The sequence below is a fragment of the Campylobacter sp. BCW_6877 genome, assembly GCF_001762445.1.
GTDB lineage: Bacteria > Campylobacterota > Campylobacteria > Campylobacterales > Campylobacteraceae > Campylobacter_D > Campylobacter_D jejuni.
The window spans coordinates 26439-47341 of the sequence record NZ_MJWW01000063.1 but is presented as its reverse complement, the minus strand read 5'-3'; the positions used below and the strand labels follow the sequence as shown (position 1 = coordinate 47341).

General features: G+C 29.8%; 21 protein-coding genes and 1 tRNA gene. 5 read left to right on the top strand and 17 right to left on the bottom strand.

Annotated features, from left to right (window positions below; all coding sequences use genetic code 11):
* Positions 1–11: 11 nt before the first annotated feature.
* Positions 12–5447: a hypothetical protein gene (locus AJ936_RS09680; RefSeq protein WP_070274505.1), complete on the bottom strand. Its 5436-nt coding sequence runs from the start codon at positions 5445–5447 to the stop codon at positions 12–14.
* A gap of 59 nt (positions 5448–5506) precedes the next feature.
* Between AJ936_RS09680 and AJ936_RS09675 the strand changes: the two genes are divergently transcribed.
* Complete coding sequence (locus AJ936_RS09675) at positions 5507–5845, top strand: hypothetical protein (RefSeq protein ID WP_070274503.1); 339 nt, start codon at positions 5507–5509, stop codon at positions 5843–5845.
* Here AJ936_RS09675 and AJ936_RS09670 read toward each other — a convergent pair.
* From AJ936_RS09670 to AJ936_RS09660, 3 genes are all read right to left on the bottom strand, one after another.
* Entirely contained in the window at positions 5837–6052 is a 216-nt protein-coding gene (locus AJ936_RS09670; RefSeq protein WP_002788282.1) for a hypothetical protein, read from the bottom strand. The genes AJ936_RS09675 and AJ936_RS09670 overlap by 9 nt on opposite strands.
* Positions 6053–6132: 80 nt before the next feature.
* The gene (locus tag AJ936_RS09665; RefSeq protein WP_002788281.1) at positions 6133–6489 is read right to left on the bottom strand and encodes a hypothetical protein; all 357 of its coding nucleotides are present in this window, start codon (positions 6487–6489) and stop codon (positions 6133–6135) included.
* On the bottom strand, positions 6486–7466 hold the full coding sequence (locus AJ936_RS09660; protein WP_070274501.1) for a hypothetical protein: 981 nt from the start codon (positions 7464–7466) through the stop codon (positions 6486–6488). The genes AJ936_RS09665 and AJ936_RS09660 overlap by 4 nt, the downstream gene beginning before the upstream one ends.
* 146 nt (positions 7467–7612) lie before the next feature.
* On the opposite strand from AJ936_RS09660, the gene AJ936_RS09655 reads away from it, so the two are divergent.
* Both AJ936_RS09655 and AJ936_RS09650 read left to right on the top strand, forming a co-directional pair.
* Entirely contained in the window at positions 7613–7837 is a 225-nt protein-coding gene (locus AJ936_RS09655; protein WP_002869970.1) for a DUF6290 family protein, read from the top strand.
* Complete coding sequence (locus AJ936_RS09650) at positions 7834–8097, top strand: type II toxin-antitoxin system RelE/ParE family toxin (RefSeq protein ID WP_002869971.1); 264 nt, start codon at positions 7834–7836, stop codon at positions 8095–8097. The genes AJ936_RS09655 and AJ936_RS09650 overlap by 4 nt, the downstream gene beginning before the upstream one ends.
* On the opposite strand, the gene AJ936_RS09645 is transcribed toward AJ936_RS09650, so the two are convergent.
* The 9 genes from AJ936_RS09645 to AJ936_RS09605 form a co-directional block, all read right to left on the bottom strand.
* Positions 8085–8435, bottom strand: coding sequence for a hypothetical protein (locus AJ936_RS09645; RefSeq protein ID WP_002788276.1), 351 nt, complete (start codon positions 8433–8435; stop codon positions 8085–8087). The genes AJ936_RS09650 and AJ936_RS09645 overlap by 13 nt on opposite strands.
* A complete protein-coding gene (locus AJ936_RS09640; protein ID WP_002800770.1) occupies positions 8436–8978 on the bottom strand; it encodes an HK97 gp10 family phage protein in 543 nt (180 codons plus the stop codon). It abuts the gene before it with no gap.
* A complete protein-coding gene (locus tag AJ936_RS09635; RefSeq protein ID WP_002788272.1) occupies positions 8975–10147 on the bottom strand; it encodes a phage portal protein in 1173 nt (390 codons plus the stop codon). Before AJ936_RS09635 ends, AJ936_RS09640 begins: the two co-directional genes overlap by 4 nt.
* A gap of 156 nt (positions 10148–10303) precedes the next feature.
* Positions 10304–11077 (bottom strand): DUF3800 domain-containing protein, encoded by a 774-nt coding sequence (locus tag AJ936_RS09630; RefSeq protein ID WP_052949205.1) that lies wholly within the window; start codon positions 11075–11077, stop codon positions 10304–10306.
* A 42-nt stretch (positions 11078–11119) separates the two neighbouring features.
* Entirely contained in the window at positions 11120–12745 is a 1626-nt protein-coding gene (locus AJ936_RS09625; protein ID WP_011049938.1) for a terminase large subunit, read from the bottom strand.
* 3 nt (positions 12746–12748) lie between these two features.
* Positions 12749–13384 (bottom strand): P27 family phage terminase small subunit, encoded by a 636-nt coding sequence (locus AJ936_RS09620; RefSeq protein ID WP_052805372.1) that lies wholly within the window; start codon positions 13382–13384, stop codon positions 12749–12751.
* 260 nt (positions 13385–13644) lie between these two features.
* Positions 13645–13986: an HNH endonuclease gene (locus tag AJ936_RS09615; protein ID WP_002788260.1), complete on the bottom strand. Its 342-nt coding sequence runs from the start codon at positions 13984–13986 to the stop codon at positions 13645–13647.
* Positions 13973–14263 (bottom strand): hypothetical protein, encoded by a 291-nt coding sequence (locus AJ936_RS09610; protein WP_052799491.1) that lies wholly within the window; start codon positions 14261–14263, stop codon positions 13973–13975. The genes AJ936_RS09615 and AJ936_RS09610 overlap by 14 nt, the downstream gene beginning before the upstream one ends.
* Before the next feature lie 494 nt (positions 14264–14757).
* Positions 14758–14833, bottom strand: a tRNA-Phe gene (locus tag AJ936_RS09605).
* 139 nt (positions 14834–14972) lie between these two features.
* Here AJ936_RS09605 and AJ936_RS09600 point away from each other — a divergent pair.
* The gene (locus AJ936_RS09600; protein ID WP_044778992.1) at positions 14973–16316 is read left to right on the top strand and encodes a TrkH family potassium uptake protein; all 1344 of its coding nucleotides are present in this window, start codon (positions 14973–14975) and stop codon (positions 16314–16316) included.
* A gap of 10 nt (positions 16317–16326) precedes the next feature.
* Positions 16327–16977, top strand: a complete 651-nt coding sequence (locus tag AJ936_RS09595; RefSeq protein ID WP_070210009.1) for a TrkA family potassium uptake protein — start codon at positions 16327–16329, stop codon at positions 16975–16977.
* On the opposite strand, the gene AJ936_RS09590 is transcribed toward AJ936_RS09595, so the two are convergent.
* Genes AJ936_RS09590 through gltX form a run of 4 tightly spaced genes read right to left on the bottom strand, consistent with a single transcriptional unit; the run spans position 16974 to position 20902 of the window.
* Positions 16974–17645: a menaquinone biosynthetic enzyme MqnA/MqnD family protein gene (locus AJ936_RS09590; protein WP_070210008.1), complete on the bottom strand. Its 672-nt coding sequence runs from the start codon at positions 17643–17645 to the stop codon at positions 16974–16976. The genes AJ936_RS09595 and AJ936_RS09590 overlap by 4 nt on opposite strands.
* A gap of 5 nt (positions 17646–17650) precedes the next feature.
* Positions 17651–18277 (bottom strand): uracil phosphoribosyltransferase, encoded by a 627-nt coding sequence (gene upp, locus AJ936_RS09585; protein WP_070210007.1) that lies wholly within the window; start codon positions 18275–18277, stop codon positions 17651–17653.
* Positions 18274–19509, bottom strand: a complete 1236-nt coding sequence (locus tag AJ936_RS09580; RefSeq protein ID WP_070210006.1) for a malic enzyme-like NAD(P)-binding protein — start codon at positions 19507–19509, stop codon at positions 18274–18276. The genes upp and AJ936_RS09580 overlap by 4 nt, the downstream gene beginning before the upstream one ends.
* Position 19510: 1 nt before the next feature.
* Positions 19511–20902 (bottom strand): glutamate--tRNA ligase, encoded by a 1392-nt coding sequence (gltX, locus tag AJ936_RS09575; RefSeq protein ID WP_070274499.1) that lies wholly within the window; start codon positions 20900–20902, stop codon positions 19511–19513.
* Between the last annotated feature and the right edge of the window lies 1 nt (position 20903).

Genomic DNA, 20903 nt, shown 5'->3' with positions numbered 1-20903 from the left:
TTCTTTCCTTATTAAATATTTTCTGCAATTTCTCTAGTTTGTTTAGTTAAAATGCTTAAATCCATATTTGCTCTTTTTACACTTTTATCTACATTGTCAATTTTTGAAGCGATTAAGTCTAGTTTTTCTTCAAAAGAATTAAAACCTTTATTAATAGCTTTTTCAAAAGCGATGCCTATTTTTTCAAAAACTCCACTTGCATCGATTTTTAAACCTTTGCCATTTTTTAAAGGAATTACAGCCTCAGGATAACCATTCTCTCCAATTAAAGCATTTGTAGGGCGTGTAACTATCCCGCCATCTGCAAAAGCTTTCATTTTTTTGTAAGGATTTTTAATCTCATTATTTAAATCTTTATCTATATTTGCCTGATTATTTTGATATTGCAAAAGTGCATATTCTAAATTTTTAAGCGTTGTTTCTGTAAGAGAGGCGCCATCTTTTATAGATTTAATCGTTTCTTGTAAATATTTAGCCATAGGGCTTTCTTCGCCTAAATACTCGATCATTTTTGCAATTTCTGCTTCACTTTGCGCAATGAGAGTTTTTTTATACTCTTTTAACTCTTCTAAAGTCATATTAGAAGTGTCTTTTAAAGTTTGATCTAACTTTTCTTGTAATTTTTTATTTTCTTCTGTAATGGCTTCTATTTTATCTTGTATTGAATTTAAATCTGCCTCACCACCTAAATCTTTCATTTCATTTGCCATTTTAAGCATTTGTAGTTGATACTCTGCAAAGCTTGAAGCTTGATTTTTGATCTCGTTTGCTTTTTGCGTTGCAGCGTTTTGCAAGGCACTAAAGCTTGAACTTGTAAGATTGCCATTTTTAAAATCATTTTTAGCTTGTTTTAAAATTTTATCGTAGTTTAGCGCCACGCTCTCGCTTGTAGCTATGCTTTGATTGATTAAATTAGTGCTAAAAGAACCCAAAGAACTTAAAATACCAAGTTCGCTATTTAATTTACTTAAAAGTTTATTATTTTCATTTAACCTTACTTGATCTGCTTCTTTACTTTCATCTTTGTTCTCATACGCATTAATAAGCTTTTCTACCTCAGCGAGTTTGTTTAAATGTTCGCTTGAAAAGATTAAACCGCCTTGTTTGTCGCTTATTTGTTTAAATTGTGTAATGATATCTACAAGCTGTTTTCTAAGTTCAGTATTACCCGTGCTTAAAAATTCATTTAAACCCTCATAACCTAAACTTAAAAGCTTATCATTAGCACTAAAAATATCCTTTAGCATTTCTTTTTCGCTATCATTTAAATCATCTTTTAAACCGCTCATTAAGGTTGCGTAAGAATTCATTAGATGATTAACTTCAAAAATACTACTTGAAATACCATTAGCACTTAAAAAGCTTTGATTGATTTGCATAAGTTCTTGTGTTTTTTGTATGATAGAATTTAAAAGATTTTTAACTTGTTCTTGTGCTTGCGTATAAGCTTGTGTTAATTGTTGCCAAATTTCTAAATTCTCAGGGCTAAAATCTTGTCTTAAGCTCTCATTGAAAGCTTTATTAAGTGCTTCGGCACTAAGTTGTCCTAAATCTTTAAAGCTTTCTTCACTTAATCCAAAAAGACTAAATCCACCTGTGGCATTTCTCATCGCAGTTTTTAAAGCATACATGGTATCATCATAAGCTAGTTTTGCTTGTTTTGTTGGATCATTTTTATAAATTTGATTTAAAATGCTAGTTTGCATTTGCATAAAAGTACCAAATTGATTAGAAAGCTGCTGGGCATAGCTTATATTATTTGCTTTTGCCTTTTCTTGTATTGCTACAATTTGTGCATCGATTTCGCTTTTATCATCGATATTTAAAAAGCTTTTTAAAAGTGCAGTAGGCAAAGCCGTATCAAATAAAGAATTATTAGCGTATTTTCCAGCTACTAATTCAAACTTATCTAAATTGGCATTTAATTTTACAAGTGTTGCGTATTGATTTTCTAAAACACGATTGATTTCTTTAATTTTTTTATCACTTAAATTATTATATTCTGTCCAGCTTTTTTTACTAAACCATCCTTTCTTTTGATAGTCTACATAACCTTGCAAATTAGAATTTGTAAAAAAATCACTAAAATTTATATTTTCCCAAAGTTGTAAGCCGCTTCCTGTTACTTTGGTTTTTCCAAAAATACCGCCAATGACTGATCCTAAAAGCCCACCTACTATAGTTCCAATGCCAGGCATTATAATACTACCTAATGCACCACCTATCGCACCACCTGTTCCTGCGTGAGTATCAGCCTTAAAAAGCCAATCTCCTAAGCTTCCTATGCCATAACCTAGAAGTCCGCCCATTGCTGCATTAGCTAAAGTGCCACCTATATAGCCCAAGCCCCCACCAAAACCAAGAGATAAAGCATTACTTGCACCACTTAATCCCATACCCGCCAAAGAAGCACCGTTTGTAAAGCTTGCACCAAGTCCTAAAAAATTTGCCAAATAAGCTGAACCATTAGCTAAAAGATTACTGCCAAAAGTGCCTATTGAATTGATATAACCTTGTAAATTATCAAATAAAGAATTAAAGCCATTGCCTATACTATCTATAATATTTGTGCTTGAATTTTCAATAGTAGTGCTAATATCAGAACTTGAACTTAAAAAATCACTAAAACCATCCGCATTTAAAGCATCACTAAAACTTATTTCACTTCCTGCATTTTGACTACTGCCAAACCAATCCATAACTTTATCATAAGTGGCGCCCGCTTTATCTATCCATTCACCACTCATAATGCCATCTAATTTACTTGCACCCTCTATAATATTACTCACATTATTAAAAGCATTATTTCCTTTTTCTATGGTGCCTGTTTTATCCATGACTACCTCAACACCATTAACCACACCTTGATATTTGCCATCACTATTTAAGCTTAAACCTTGATTTTTAGCAAATTCAACAACTGAGCTAAAAGCATTCGTTTGCGAGTGTGAATTCACATTACCAAAAGCAAAATTAGGCATTAAACCGCTCAATACTCCAGCTCCTGCCTTAGATAAAAAGCCACTAAGTGATGAAATATAAGGACTTAAAAAATCTTGTAAAATGGTTTTTCCTAAATCTTTAAACAAATCTTTTAAGGTTTTTATTTTCCCATTTATAACATCAAAAAAGCTACTTTCTATCGTTTTTTGCATATTTGCTATCATTTGATTATAGTTTTTTTCTACTTCGCTCATGGCTTTTTTACTGTCTTTGCCCATTTGAAAATAAGCGTCTTTATTGGCTTTTATCATCTTTTTAAAATCTTCTTCTTTGATGAGATTTTCACTTAATAATTTGCTGTATTTGTCTCTTAGCTCAATTTCTTTTAATGCCCAAGCTTCCTGCTTATTTTCAATACTCTCGTAAAATTCAATCATTAAATTTTTAGTATCTTCAAAGTCTTTATTTGCACTTTCTAGATCAAGATTAATTTTAAGGCTTTCTTCTGCTTGTTTTAATTTGTTTTTATCAATGCCTAACTTTTTCCATGCTTTTAATTTTTCATTAATTTGGCTTAATTTTTTATCGTATTCACTCATGCCTATTTGTGAAATTTCTTTTAAGGCTTCATTTTGTTCTTTAAGCCTTTCTATGTATTGTTTTTTTGCCTCTTGTGCTTTTTTCTCTATCTTTATTCTTTTATTTGCTTCTTCGTAAGCATTTGCGTTTGCCAAAGCATCTGATATGATATTTATTTGCGAAACTAAAGCGTTATTATTTTCCCAACCATCCATACCAACAAGCTCTAATAATTTTTGATTAAGTTGTTCTATAGCTTTGCTTGTTTTTTCTATTTTTTCGTTTTCAAGCTCAGGAATTTTGAGTTTTGAAACCAAAGATAAAGCATCACTTGTTTCTTTGTTGAATTTTTCTATGCTTTGTAGTTTTACTTCGCTTTTTTCTGTATTTTTAATTTTTTCATTAATTAAAGCTAATTTCTCAAGTGCATTTGCTTCTGATGCGATATCTTTTAAACTCTTTTCTCTTTGTAAACCTATTTCTTTATACGTTTCTTCCATTTTTAACCTAAGATTTTTATAGCCTTCACCTATAAAATCGAAGGTATATTCACTTAAGACATTTCCCACTAAATTAACATTTTGTCCTACTTTTTGAATAGTTTCAATTTCTTTTTCTAAATCTTTTTTATATTTTTTTAGCTCATCAATATCCATAATTTCCACTTTTCTTTTAAAAGCGGAATTAAGTTTGTCGGTCTTTTCATATATTTTTTCTAATGAACTTTCTACACTTAAAAGTCTTTCTATTAAAATTAAAGGTATAGCTCGTTTTGCTAAGTTGGCTAAAGATTTAAAACCTTGCCCCAAAAGTAAAGTTTTTTTATTGATTGTACTTATACTTTGAGTATTAGAAAGCATTTGTACTCTTTGCCTATAAAGTACATTTGTGCTTTCTATGATTGAGTTTTTAAAATTTAAAAAACCCTTTGTTAAAATACCTGAAACTTTTGAATAAACCTTTAATCCTGCGTAAGCCAAACCTATATTTATAATTAAAGGAGTTATGCTTTGTATTGTTTTGATGAAATTTTGAATTTCTTTTTCATTTTGTGCTACAAAAGTATTAAATTCGGATAAATTTTTATTAATTGCTTCAAACAAAGGTTCGCTTAACTCTCTTTTAAATTTATCTACATTAGACTTTAAAAGTTTGATATTATCTTCATAAGAGCCTAAAGCAAGTTCTGCAACTTTTACATTTTCGCTTGTTTTTTTCATAATAAGCTCATATAGACTACCATTTGCATTTGCTTCCTTAATCGCTTCATTTGTAAGTCCTATTTGTTTTAAAAATCTTCCCAAATCTGAACTAGAAAGCACAGCACCACTTCCTAAACCATCTATTGTCATTTTAAGTTGCTCTACGCCCAAACCTGATATTTTTAAAGTTTGCATTAAATTTTCAAAGCTTTTTATACTTTCATCAAAATTCATATTTTTAGAAACGCCCGAATAAAAACTTTGAAAAATATCAGCAAGATCGGAAACTGCATAGCCTGATTTTTGTGATAAAATACTAAATTGTTTTAAAGTTTTTTCGCTTTGTTTTAAAGATAATTGATATTTTTCTTGTATTTTTAAACTTTTACCCATAGAGTTTATATTTGATGAATTTACCGCGATCAAAGAAGCAATATTTTTCTTTGTTTTTTCATATTGTGCGTTTAATTCTATGAAAGAATTTGAAAAATTATAAACATCAAGTGCTAAAGTTTTATAACCCTGATAAGCTTGTGTTAAATGGGCGTTCATGTCAATTACGCTTTTTGAAAGTCCTAAAAAGCTCTTTTCTATATCTTTTATGTATTTATTTGTCGCTTGTGTAGCATTTCCTAATTGATTAAAACTTTTATTTAAACCTCCAATACTCGCCACACCGCTATTTGTATCTACGCTAACGCCGATTTTAACATTTTTAGCCATTTATGTTCCTTTTAGTTTTTTTGAGTAGAATTTAAGATAAAAAATGGAGTTTTTAAATTATGTTTTTTCCATATATAGAGCTTAATTTTTTTGCTTTTGTTTTTATTTGTTTTGTCTTTTTTCTGATGTGGAGCAAAAGCCAAAAAATATTTAAAAATGAAAAATTTCTTAATGATTATAAAAGTTGCGAAAAAGAGCTTATCGCCTTTAAAGAAGCTCATGAAAATTTCATAAAAACAAAGCAAGGTAAAAGTGTGCTTATAAGTGCTTTTGCTTTGGAATTTGCTATCAAAAATAATGCTTTTGGCGATGATTATACAAAAGAATTTAAGCAAATTTTGCAAAATTATCCAAACGAAAAAGAATTCAATATAGAAATAAATCATCATCTATCCTAAAAGACTTAAAAAGTCATCTTGTAATTTTTTAATATCGATTTTTTGATTTTCGTTAGTATTTTGCTTAGTATGTTTTAAATGAGAGCATAATAAAAAGTCTTCATTAGTCGATTTTACACCCATAAAAGAAGCTAACATATTAAGTAAAATACTCATTTGCATTTCGTTTCTATCACTTGCTAAAGGCTCGGTGCTTAAGAAATACATCCACTCGTTAAACTCACTTTGTGTTATACTTTGTTCTAACTCGCCTATGGTTTTTCCTAATGCAAGGGCAAGGCGATAAATTAATCGCCCTTGCTCTCTTGCTTTGGGACTTCATTTGTGAATTTTAAAATTTCGTCTGCGACTTTTGCGATAATGTTTAAACCCTCTTGATTGAGATTATCAAAGGTTTTTTCATCGATTTTTGGAGCTACTAAACACTTTAAGATGATTTCTTTTCTAAAATTTGAATTCTTCTTAATAAAATCGATGCTGATTTTATCATCTTTATTTTCTTGTATTTCTATGCCATTTTTTTCCATAATCTCTAATTGTTCGAGCATAGAAAGTTGGCGAATTGTGAATTTTTCATCAATACCTTCGATTAAAATTTCTTTTTCTCTTAAAGAATGTTGTTTTAAAAAGTCATTGAATTTCATTTTTTACCTCCTTTTCTTAAAGCATCGCTAAATTTTCCATTTAAAAAAGTTTGCATTGTGGCTTCACTCGCTATGCCTGAGCTTTGATCTATGGTGTATTTTTTGCGAATATCTTCATTTGCAGGATAAAGAAGTGTTAAGGCATTTGGATAAAAATATAATGTTTTTCCTTTTAATTCCTCATAAGTCTGCCCTTGTTCTGGTTCGGTTGTGCTTTCATGGATAATATTTTCATCATTTTCTTTTTCCCAAACTTTATCAGCTTCTTTTGTGGTTATAAATTCATTGTTTTCGTTAAAAGTTTGTGTACTAGGATTTGGTACAACACCTCGCACCTCATCAAAAACATAAACCATTCTTTCATCGTTTAATTCTGGTTTTTCAAGTGTGCTTTCTTTTGGGTAAAAATAAATAATTTTACCTTTTTTATCACTCATCACATCGCCCACATTTAAAGCTTTTGTAGTGTGTTCTATATTTTGACTTTCTTCAAATCTAAAAGGTGTGATGTCTTTAGCTTCGCCTATTTTTTCTGCTGTGATATTTGCACTGAATTTATTATTTGCTTCGCTTTGAAGCTCAAAGCCTGTTAATTTCATTTTGATTTTAAGCGTGGTTTTTCTCTCATCATTAATTTCTACAATGATAAAAACTTCTTCATTTTCTTCAAAAGCTTTTTCTAGATAATTTACCCCCTCATAGCTTTCTAAATTACCATCTTTAACAAATTTATAAAGTAAATTCATATTTACAGTAGCTGAAGTTTTTTTGCCTACTGCGTTGATTTCTTCATAATCTCTATCGTTGATTGGGCTTAGTTTTTGACTTTCTCTAGTTCCACCTTTAAGACCTGAAATACTTGTTAAAAATCCTGCTTGAATAGCTTCTTTTCCTAAACTTTCCATAGCACGAGATAAAACTAAAACTCTAAGCCCTTGCACATCAGGGGCATCTGTAATTATTTTGTCTTTTGACATCTTTTCTCCTTATATAAGTAATGTAAGGAGATTTTATAAAAAGTTTAAGGCGTTAAAATGCGTATTAAGAGATATTTTTCATAAAACTATATTTTTGTATTTTATTTTCTAATTTTTTGTTATAATTTTCAAAAAAAGGAATTTTAATGCTTAGTCTAAATATAGAATTATCAAGCGAAAAAGAACAAGCTTTTTTAAACATAGCCAAAGAAAGAAATACAAGCAAAGAAGAAATTATTCAAGCTTTAATTATGGAATTTTTAGAAGACTTAGAAGATGCAAAAATAGGAGAAGTTGCTTATAAAGAATATTTAGCAAGCGGTAAAAAAAGCATTAGTGCTGATGAGCTTTTTAAAGAGCTTGGTTTATGATACAAATTGATTTTAGCCAAAAAGCAGTAAAGCAAATTAAAAAACTAGATAAAGAAGTTCAAAAACAAATCAAAAAATGGAAAGAAGAAATACAAAGCCTAGAAAGTCCAAATCAAAAAGGCAAAGCATTAAAAGGAAATTTAAAAGGCTTGTGGCGTTATAGGATAAATGATTATCGCTTAATCTGTTTAAATAATGATGAAAAATTAACTATTCTTTGTCTTGAAGTAGGACATAGAAAAGAAATTTATAAACGATAAGTGATAAAAATCTCACTCGTAAAAAATCCACTCTCTTCATCTTTATCTTCTCCATGTATTAAAATTTCAATAGGTTTTTTATAAAATTTTAAAATAAAACTTTCAATTTTGCTTTTTAACTCTCTTAAATCTTTGTATTTTGGAGTATAAAGGCTCAAATTAATTTCTAATTCTTTGCTTAAGATTTTATCATCTATACTTAAATTTAATTCTTCGCTTGTGATTTCATAAATTAAAAATGCTTTTTCTAGCTTTGTTTTTTGCCTTGAAAGTGGGTAAATTTCTATATTTAATTCCTTGCTTAGTCCCATTAAAAAATCGCTTAAAAATTCCTTCATTTAAAATCCTAATTTGTCTAACTCAGCATTTAGTTTTGTTGTAACCAAGCTTTGCATTTTTGGGTCTATTTTCTCTTTTGCTTTTTGCATGGTATAAGTGCCTTTTACAAAAGTGTTTTTTCCGCTTATATTTGGTTTTCCTTTTGCACTTTTTTTCACTCCGCCTTTATGAAAAAATCCATACTCTATAAAATGAGCATAATACGCACTCGCAAAATAATCCATTCTTTGTTTTCTCTCATTTTTCTTTGCTTGTGTCCATTTTTTAGCATTTTTTAATTTTTCAAATCTTTTTATACCTACTTTTTTCATTCTAAAAACAACCGAAGCAGCACGATAAACACCTTTTTCTAAAGTATAACTAGAAACTGCCTTAACACTTTGCTTTAAAAGTCCGCTTTGTTTAGGAATATTCTTTTTATAATCATTTGTGATTTCTTTTGCTACTTCTAAAGCTCCTTTTTTAGCCGCATTTGGCAAAGCTTTTTTACTTATGCTTTGCAAATCTTTCATTAATTCGTTCAAGCCTTTTACTTCTATCATTGATTGCCTTTTTGTGTGTCTTTTTCATCTATTTTGGCAAGATTAAGCGGTATTAAATGATCGTTTCCATTATCAATTGGGTTCATTTCTTCCAAGGCTCTTACTTCGTTTATACTCATCACGCCATTACTTAAAGCTTTTACATAGCTTTCCCACCTTGAAGAACTATCAGCTCTTAAAATAGCGTTGATATTGAATTTAAAATAAAATTCTTTTCTTTCATTTTGGTTTAATAAAAAGCGATTTAGGGCTTGTTCGATTTTAGTTGTTAGAGGTGTTATGGTTTGCACCATATAATTTGTCTCTTGTTGTTCGATATTTGAAAAAGTCGCACGACTTAAATCTCCAAGTTTGTGCGGTGGGATATTAAAAAGTCTTGCGATTTCTATCACTTGAAATTGTTTGCTTTCTAAAAACTGGCTATTTTTATTCGCACTTGTAGTTTGTGCATAACTTGCTCCACCCTCTAAAATAGAAATATTATAAGCTTTTTTTTGGCTATAATTTTCTTTAAAGGATTGTTTTAATCTCGAATATGCCTCTTCGCTTAATTCATTTGGTACAGATATAACGCCACTTGTAAAACTTCCATTTTTAAAAAAGCTAAGTCCGTGCTGTTCTATAGCTGTTGCAAGTTCTGTGGTATTTTTGCTTTTTCTAAGCGGTGCGATACCTTTTACTCCATCTTTAGTATGATAAGGCACATTTAAAACCTCATCATAATTTAAAACAATACTGCCATTTTTTGAGTAAGCTTGATAAAAATACTTTCCATTCATTTTAAAGATATTAATGTCTTTATTTTCTATGAGTTCTATAGAATTAATCACCCCGTTTCTTTTTTTAACAGGATATAAAAAACCATTGCCATAAATTAGCATTTGTACCATAAAAGCCTCAAAGAGTGTAAAAGGTGTCATTGTTTCATTTGGTGCGATTTTGATGAGTTCATATAAGGGGTGATTAGAGGCTAGTTTTGATCCATCAGTTGTTCTTTGATATAAATTTAATGGCAAAGATGCTATGGTCTCGCTAATATTTGAGATTGCGGCAATTACTGCTGAAAGCTCCTCAGCTTTTATTTTATCTTCTAATAAAATTTCTAAGCTATTAACAAATTCATTATTTCGTGCTTTTTTTGTAAATAATGATCTTATTTTATTGAACATACAAAACCTTTATTTTTTACTTATTTTAGAAAAAGTTTGAGGCGTTAAAGTGCGTGTTATAATTTTTTAATTTTAATTTGTTATAATTTTAGTGACGGGCTAAATGTGTTGTCATTGTATAGCACAAAAGCTTTTAGCTTTGGCTCGTCAAGTTTACTAAAAATCATTCATTAAAAATCCTAAAATTTTATGCTGTGTTGGATCTAGTTTAAGATTGTAAACATTATTCTCAATAATCTTAAAAAACATTTCTCTGTTTTCTTTGCTCTTAGCGCTAATATTTTCTTTAACTTCCATTTCGTAATATCTTTTAATATGATAAACACAAATATCCGCAAGCTGTATAAGATTACTTTCTTTAGAATTTATGAAAAAATTCTTTTCTATGATTTTTTTAATTTTTATATCAGGCTCATCAATGACCCTTAGAATTTTAAGAGTGTTATCAGCTAAAATATCACTATCTTGCTCATCTGAAATTACAATTCCATTGCTTTCATCATCATTAAGACTTTGTTCGTAAATTTGTAAAACATAAGAATATGCCAAAATATAAGGTGGAATTTTAAGCATTTTGTTTTGAGCTTGTGTAAAATGTGTTTCAAAGTATGCTTTATAATTTTTCTTGATAACCTTAAAGAATATAATTTTAAGCTTATATTCTACTATAATATTTAAAAGCTCTTTGATTAAGTTATTTTTCTTTTCTAAACTCCATTCTTTAAATATTCCTTTAGAATTGGTAATCTCAATTGCATGTATTTCATCTTGTATCTTGTATTTTGCCTTAATGTTTTCAATTTCTTCATTAATTTTTTGCCATTCTTCTGTATCAATTACAACGCCACCTAAAATAAATAGTGGTTGTTCTGCATCATCTAAATTTAAGCCCGAATTTCCACTATCATCTAAATATAAAAACTTCATCATAAAACACCTTTTTAAATTTTAAACAATATTATATCTTAAAAGCTATAAAAACCTTATACCTCTTTTTTCATAAACATTGATTTTTGGTTTTTCTATGCTGTTTTTAGTGGCGATTGCAGTGACTAAAGCCGAAATTGCATCTATCCTTTCACTTGATTTTTTCTTATCAGGCTTTATGTTTTCTCTTGCATCTTGATCAATAACTAAATTTGAATTACACCATCTAAAAATAGGATTGTTATTGTGATTTAAAGTTTGTTTTAAAACTCTGATTTGGTATTCTTTTAAAGGTTCGCTAATACTTGCAAAACCTTGTCTAATCTGAACGCACTCTATATTTTCATCACTTAACTTTTTGGCTACTTCTAAACTATTCCATGGATCATAACCTATCATTTTGATATTTAATTTTTTATTTAGAGCTAAGATATCGTTAATTAAATAGTCATAATCAACACTATTACCTGGCGTTAGAGTTAAAAAGCCAAGTTTTGCCCATTCTAAATAAGGCACTTTATCTCTTTTACTTCTCTCTCTTGCACTAAGTTCTGGTGCATAAAATTTAAAATCCACATGTAAGATTTTATCCACTTCGCAAATTAAAGCTAAAGCAGTTAAATCAGTAGTAGCAGATAGATCAAGTCCAACATAAACATCGCCTTTTAAATCAAGTTCTTTAAAACTGCATTTTAAAAAATCATCATCTTTTATAAAAGAAGTAGCATTTGAAGTCCATATATTTAAATGTTTTGTTTTAAAACTCACCTCATCATTTGCGTTTGCTAAAGCTTTTTGATAATATTCTCTTAATTTTTCAAGCTTTACGCCATAACCCAAAGCAGGATTAACTTTGATCCAAGTTTTTTCATCGTTCCAATCATCATCAGCATCAGGCTCATAAATCTTTGCATAAGTTGATGGGTCGTTTATAATGCCATTTTTAACTTGTTTGCAATAATCATATTGCTTTTTCATCTCTCCAAAATGATTATATCCTGCTGTTGAAATGACTATACATAAAGAATTTACACGACTTGCCGTTCCTTCTTCTAAAACCTTATATAAATCCCCATTTTTAGCAGCGTGAAGCTCATCGTAAATAAAAACATAAGGTCTTAAGCCGTCTTTTGTCTCGCTTGTAGCTGTTAGAACCTTTATAAAATCTTCAAATTTAGCGTTTTTTTTGCGTATTTCTCTATAGGTTTTATATTGATAACACATTTTATTTAATTCTTCTTCTTGGCTTACCATAGATGAAGCAGCATTAAAAACTAATTTTGCTTGTTCGGTTTCATTTGCGGCACAATATATTTTTTTACCCTTTTCTTTATCAATAAATAAAAAATAAAGCAAAATAGCTCCGATTAACTCGGTTTTACCATTTTTTCTTGGGATAAAAAGCAAAGCGTAAGAGTATCTTCTGGCGTTTTTTTCCTTAGAATAAGTGGCGATGATATCGATGATAAACTCGATTTGAAAATTTAAAAGCTGAAAGGGCTTACCGGCTAATTCGCCATCGGTGTGCTTTAAAAGAGAGATAAACAAAACCGCTTTTTTAGCTATTTTCTCATCAATATAAAAGGGCGAGTTTTCAAATTCTTTGTTTTTTTGTTTAATATAAGCTAAAGCGTAATTTAATATATCTTCTCTTGCTCTTAATTTATCCATAATTTAACTTTCATCTTCTAAAAGCACATCAAAAGCTGATTTTTCTTTTTTATCTTTTAAATTTAGCCTTGCACGATTTGGAGAGCCTATGCCTAAAACTTTTGCTAAGCCTATAACATTTTTAGTCAAAGAATTAAAAGCTATAAGTTCAGGCGTTACAATAGGCGTTCCTTTATCTGTGCTTGTTGTAAAACCTTTTTTCTCCATTTCCTTGCTTGTGCATTCTAAAAAAATGAGATTTTTAACATAAGTTTTAATAATATCATTTTCTAAAGGATTATAGATGCCTAAATTTTCTAAATCTTTGATAGTTTTTTGTGTGAGTTCTTGCTCTATGGTTTCTAAATTTAAAGGCTTAAAATCATCTTGCGTTTGTATTTGTTCTGTTTTATTTGCCTTTGGCTTTTCTTTTATCGAATTTTCATCAATATACAAAATAACTTCGTTTTGTTTAGAATTGTAATGATTTTCATCTTGTCTTTTTTTAGCAAGTCTTAAAATTTCATCTTTTGGATAGGGTTTAGCTTTTCCTTTTAATACTTTTATACCATTTTTCTTTAAATATCTACTCAAATAGATTTTAGAATTAATGTTTAAAATTTGCAAAACCTCATCAATGTTTAAAAATTCTTTTTGCATTAAACGCCTTTTTTTATTTGTATTTTAATGATATTTTAAGGCGTTAAAATGCGTGTTAGTTAATTTAAAGCAAAATTTGGCTTTTTTAGAACGCTTTTGATAAAAATAAAAATTTCAAATAAAGATTTTACCTTGCTTTGCTTGTGTTTTGGTTGGTTAGTTAGTAGGTTAAGTATAACATTATGTAAAAAACTGGCTCGCATTTGTTTAGTATTATCCTTTTCGGTGTATAGGATTGGCTTTCATAGAGATTACATACCCTACCCCTTAAGCTCGTTTTTAGTCTTTTCATTATGGCAAGCCAAGCATAAACTTTGCAAATTTTCTTCACTTAATTTCTTGCCACCTTGCTTAATAGGTATAATGTGATCTACAATTTTTGCAAACTTTCCACACCTTATACAAAATGGATTTTTATTTATAAAAGCATTTCTTAATTTTCTCCAAGCTACACTATTATAAAAATCTGAACTTTGCTTATCCCTTTTAAAACAATCATATCTTTTGTTTGCTATTTTCTTAAAAGTTTTATCACATTCTTCACAAGTTCTTAAATGAGTTTGTATTTTCTTACCACACTTGCAAAGTTTATAAATTGTCATTTTTGTAAAATCCTATTTCAGTTTTTTTAGAAAGTTCAACTTTAAATTCATATTTAAAATCATCATAAGGCTTAATCACATAACAATCATATCCTATCTCTAGCAATTTTATAAACCAATCAGGAAGCAAAACAAAAAAATTATTTCCTACTTGTTTGATTTTAAAACCACTTTTAAACTCATTTACATTTCTATAAAAATTATCATACAAACCTAAATTACTTGCAAAAAGCTTAACGGGAACTGCATTAACAATAATATCTTTTTTATTAAACATAAGAAGTCTTTAAGTAATTAACAAACGAAGCTTTAAGGAATGATATTTTTATTTAAAAATTATAATATATAAAAAATAATAAAACTATTAATCAAAGATTAAATTAGCAATTATGGAATACTTATTGCTCTTTACTAAGAAAGCAAAAAAACAAAAACCATTTTTTATATTTTTATACAAACACTATTATATTAAAAAGCACTGGCAAAGATTATCGTATTGTTTTTAATCGGATTTTAATAAAAGCACATATCATTTTTAATCGGATTTTAATATTAAAAAATCATATTAGAAAACTGGGTTATTTAATGGGTTACTATAAAATATAAAATATCTATTTTATAGGTATTTAGATACTTTTTTTAATATTCTGCTAAATCCACCATTCTATTATAAGTTATAGACTCTCTCTCTTTAAAATAATAATTTTTAGTCCTTTAAATATTTCGGTCTTGTGTAAAAAAATATGTGATGTGATTTTTTGAAAGATAAAGTGGTGGTTAGAGGCAGAATCGAACTGCCGACACGCAGATTTTCAGTCTGCTGCTCTACCGACTGAGCTATCCAACCACTTAGTTTGATAAAGTAAAAATGTAATTGTATCTTTTTTTCTTTAATTTAAGTTTAAATACAAAAATAAAATTTTATTTCCCTTAAAGTTTTAATAAGATAGAATACCCGCTTTAGATCATTATCAAATGGAAATTTTTTGAAACAATTTGGATTAGATAGACGAACTTTTAAAATTTTACTAGCTGGTTATATTATTATTGCATTGTTTGGGGCTTTATTGCTACATTCAAGCTGGGCACATACAACTCCTATTGATTTTTTAGATGCCTTTTTTACAAGCACATCTGCTGTTAGTATGACAGGATTGGCAGTTAAGAACACTGCGGTTGATTTTACCTTAGCAGGACAAATTATTATCTTAGCTTTGGTACAAATTGGAGGCTTGGGATATATGGGTATAGGTTTGTTTGTTTATATACTCATACGCAAAAAAGTGGGATTTAGTGCAAGAAATTTACTAAAAGAGTCTTTATTTTATCCATCAATGGATGGTTTATTTAAATTTTTTAAAAAGGTTTTACTGTTCATTTTTACTATAGAATTGATAGGTGCTATACTTCTTACCATGCGTTTTGCCCTTGAAATGAATTTTAAGAAAGCTTTATGGTTTGGAATTTTTCATTCTATTAGCGCTTTTAATAATTCTGGGTTTACCATATTTGAACATGGACTTATAGCTTACAAACATGATATAGCAATTAATCTTATTATCACTTCTTTGATTATTATTGGAGGGCTTGGATATTTTGTTTTGGTTGAATTATACTTTTTTCAAAGAAAAAAATTGCAAAATTTAAGCCTACATACAAAAATGGTTGTTGTTGCAAGTATTTTTCTTATTTTCTCTTCAACGCTTATTATTTTTGCTTTTGAATACTCAAATCCTCAAACTATAGGACATTTTTCATTTTTTGATAAAATTTTAAGCTCATATTTTATCGCTATTAATTACCGCACAGCAGGATTTAACACCTTAGATATGGGACATTTGCATGATGCGAGCTTATTTTTTGGATCATTGTTTATGGTTATTGGTGGTGCACCAGGAGGAACAGCTGGGGGTATGAAAGTAACAACTGTAATGGTTTTATTGCTCTATGCTTATTGGAGTATCCGAGATGGAAGAGTTAGAATTTTTGGACATGAAATTCCAAGAGAAACTATATCTAAAGCTTTTATTATAGCTGTAGGTTCAGCTGTTTATATAGTAATAGCTGTTATTTTGCTTTCCTTGCTAGAGTCAAATTTTGATTTTATAGCCTTACTTTTTGAAACTTCTTCAGCTTTTGCAACGGTAGGAATTTCGGTAGGAAATGGTGGAACTTTATCTTTATGCGCTTTGTTTAGCGATCCTAGCAAGGTGATTATCATCATTATGATGCTAAGTGGCAGGATAGGTGTTTTTGCTTTTTTACTCTCGGTATTCAAACAAGACAAAGCTATTCATTTAAAATTCCCTGAAGGAAAGGTTAATTTATAAAGGTAAAATCGTGAAAAATCTTAATTATGGAATCATAGGACTTGGAAAATTTGGATCAGTTGTAGCAGATGAACTCATTGCTGGAGGTCATACTGTTATCGTTGCGGATAAAGATGAGGAAGCTTTAAAAAGTATACAAAATCCTCCAAGCTATGCTTATATTTTAGATTCTACAAATATTTCAGCCCTAAAAGAAGCAGGCTTTCATGATGTTGAAGTTGTTATTGTTAGCATAGGAGAAAATGTTGAAAAATCAATCCTTACTCTTATGGCGCTTAAAGATATAGGTGTTAAAAATATCATTGCTAAAGCAACCTCTAATATCCATGGTCAAATTCTTTCTAAGTTAGGTGCAACAAAGGTTATTTATCCTGAAAAAGAAAGTGCTAAAAGACTAGTAAAAGAATTTTTAACTAAAGATGCTGATTATGAAGTTTTTGATCTTTCAGCAAATACTATACGAGCTATTAAGATCAATATAGATGAAAAATTAGCAGGAAATTCTTTAAAACATATAGCACAAAATATGAAAGTGATTTCTTATAAAAAATTAAATAGCGACTGGGAAATATTGCCTGATTTAGAAACCACGACAGTTTATAGTGGAGATGTTGTAATACTCCTTGGAACAGTTAAAGAACTTAGAGAATTTGAACACTAAACAAGATTTAAAGCCTTGCAAGCCTTTACAAAACGCTTTAAGGCTGTTTTTTCTTTGGTAGAAATTTTATGATATATAACTTCATCTAAATAATATCTAACATCTTTTATATCTAAATCCCTTGTTTTGGCATAATTTTGCAGTATATAATAAGGAATTTTAATCTTTGTTTTTGGAAATTTTTTCAAAATTTGTTTATATAAAGCTTTTTTTTGCACACAAGAAAATCTAGCAAAAACAAAAGGCAATCCTGTTTTTTCGTGCCATTTTGCACATAAATCGATATATTTAGAAGGATCTTTTAGATAAAGCTTTAAAGCCTTATCACCTATAATTACTTTTCCATCTTGTTTTAATACTTTAGCTAAAGCATTTGAAGTTGCTGAACTTGGATCTTTGGCATTTGATGTATTTTTTTCTACTAATACACTTAAAACTCTTTTATTAGCACAAATACCCAAATCTAAATTTTTATATTTTTTTCTAGCACTTTCTATGCTTGAAATGATAGCTGCATCAATTCTTCTATAAAATAAATCTTTATTTAGCTTACTTGGAACTCCTTTTTTATACTCCATACTTGCTTTATAACCATTAGGTAGGGGATATTTCTTAAGATATATATGTAAAGGTAAAAGATTAATATAATCAATTTTTCCAAAAATCATCTCTTTTAAAGAGTGTTAAACACTCTATCTCCTGCATCTCCAAGCCCTGGGATAATATAACCTTTTTCATTTAAACCTTCATCAATACAAGCCACAAAAACTTCCACATCACCATGCACTTGGCTAAATTTTTGCAAACCTTGCAAAGCAGTAAGTATGGATATAAATTTTATTTTTTTAACTCCTTGGCTTTTTAAAAAATTACAAGCCTCTATAGCAGTTCCACCTGTAGCAAACATAGGATCTATGACAATAGCGGTGCGTTTTTTTGCATCTTTGGGAAGTTTTTGAAAATAAAAATCCGCCTTTAAAGTTTCTTCATTTCTTACAAATCCCAAAAATCCAACACTTGCATCAGGAATCATCTTAAAAACACTTTCAAGCATTCCTAATGCAGCTCTTAAAATAGGGCAAATCATAATTTTTTCATCAAGTTTTTTTACTGTAGTTTTTTGTATAGGTGTTGAAATTTCAATTTCTTTTAAAGAAAAATCTTTACTCGCTTCAAAAAGTAAAAAAGATGAAATTTCATCGATTAACATGCGAAATTGAAAGGGCTTTGTCTCTTTAGCCCTTAAAATTCCTAATTTATGTTCGATCAATGGATGATTGATACAATGAATATTTTTCATTTTAAGCTTTCAAAATAAGCTTTCTCGTTAAAATTTTTTACCTTAGCCACACCATCTTTTACCGCAGCTGCTGCTACAGCTGTACTTACTGCAGCTTTTACTCTTTCATCAAAAGGTTTTGGTATGACATAATCTCTTCCAAATTCTAAAGTACTTAGATTGTAAGCCTTTTTAACCGCATCACTTACAGGAAGTTTTGCAAGATCTGCTAATGCTTTAGCAGCAGCTACTTTCATATTTTCAGTGATTTTACTTGCACGCACATCTAAAGCCCCGCGAAAAATAAAAGGAAAACCTAAAACATTATTGATTTGATTTGGATAATCACTTCTTCCTGTTCCTACAATCGCATCTTTTCTAAGTCTAGCCACATCTTCAGGCATCACTTCAGGGATAGGATTTGCCAAAGCAAAAATTACAGGATCTTTTGCCATACTTAAAACCATTTCATCATCAAGAATTTTTGGCGCACTAAGTCCTAGGAAAACATCAGCTCCTTTTAAAACTTCTTTTAAAGTCTTTTCCTTAGAATCAACAGCAAATTCAAGCTTTTGAGGAGTTAAATCATTTCTATCCTTAGAAACAACACCTTTGCTATCTACTAAAATAATATTTTCAACCCCTAAATTTCTATACATCTTAGCACTTGCTATACCTGCGGCACCTGCGCCACTTACAACCACCTTAATGTCTTTAAATTTTTTACCGCTTATCTCCATAGCATTCATAAGTCCCGCAGTTGAAATAATAGCCGTTCCATGCTGATCATCATGCATTACAGGAATTCCTAAATCTTGCAAAGCCGCTTCAATTTCAAAACATTTTGGAGCAGCTATATCTTCTAAATTTATCCCACCCACAGTCGGAGCCAAAGCCTTGCAAAAATTTACAATCTCTTCCACACTATGAACATTAATTTCTATATCATAAGCATTTACATTTGCAAATTTTTTAAACAAACAAGCCTTACCTTCCATAACAGGTTTTGAAGCCTGTGCTCCTATGTTTCCAAGTCCTAAAACAGCAGAACCATCGCTAACTATAGCTACCAAATTAGCCTTGTTTGTATAAGTATAAGCAAGCTCATTATCTTTAGCGATTTCAAGGCAAGGTTCTGCAACTCCTGGGCTATACGCCAAAGATAGATCATAACTTGTAGCCATTGGCTTACTTGGCACAATATCAATTTTCCCACCTAAATGGTATTTTAAAGCTTCTTCTTTTAAATTCATTTTATTTTCCTCTAACTTTTAAAAAATTTTCTATTCTTTTTTTACACTCATCAACCCCTAAAAATTCTAATACTTCAAAAATACTAGGACTTACCGCACTCCCTGTTAAAGCTATGCGTATAGGCTGAGCCAAATCTTTTAACTTTGCTTCTTTTTTTTCTAAAAAATCATTTGTAAAATCTTCAAAATCTTTACCTGTTTTTTGATCTTTAAGCGTATTAGCAAATACTTGGAGCAATTCTAAATTATTTTCGTTAACAAATTTTTGCACTGCATTTTCATCATAATTTTGCGGCGTATTAACTATGCTTTTTGCACCATTGATAATATCATGCAAGGTTTTTGCACGCTCTCTTAATAAATCAAGTAAAAATCCTGCCTTTTCATAAACAGATAAATCAAAGCCAAGATCTTTAAGCTGACGGTTAATCTCTTCAAAAGGTAAAGTTTTAATATAATGAGTATTAAGCCATTCAAGCTTTTTAGCATTATAACAAGATGCGCTTTTATTGATATGATAAGGATCAAAAAGTTTTTTCAAATCTTCTAGTGAAAAAACCTCATCATCACCGTGACTCCAACCTAAACGCACAAGAAAATTAAGCAAAGCTTGAGGTAAAATTCCCATTTCTTTGTATTCCATAACATCAGTTGCCCCATGTCTTTTTGAAAGCTTTTTACCATCTTCTCCATGTATCATAGCCACATGAAAAAATTTAGGAATTTTAAAACCTAATGCTTCATAAAGTACAATTTGTTTAGGAGTGTTTGAAAGATGATCATCTCCGCGAATCACATCGCTTACCCCCATTAAAGCATCATCAATAACAACAGTAAAATTATAAGTTGGGGTTCCATCACTTCTTGCAATGATAAAATCATCCATTATATCCTCTGCTTTAAATCTTACCTCGCCTTTAACCCCATCTTCAAAAACAATCTCACCGCTTTGAGGTGCTTTAATACGCACAACAGGTTCTATACCCTGAGGTGGCGTGCCTGTAAATTCTCTATATCTTCCATCATATCTTGGGCGTTCTTTGGCGGCTTCTTGCTTGGCGCGCAATTCTTCTAATTCTTCTTTGCTCATATAACAATAATACGCCTTGCCTTCATCTAAAAGCTTTTTGACATATTCTTTATAAAGATCAAAACGCTCTGATTGGTAAGTTACTTCTCCATCATGTTCTAAACCGCACCATTTAAAAGCTTCGATAATTGCTTTAGTAGCTTCTTTGGAATTTCTTTTTAAATCCGTATCTTCAATACGAAGTAAAAAATTTCCACCATTTTTTCTAGCGTATAAATAATTATAAAGAGCTGTTCTAAGTCCACCTATGTGCAAATACCCTGTTGGGCTTGGAGCAAAACGCGTTGTAAGTTTTTCGTGCATT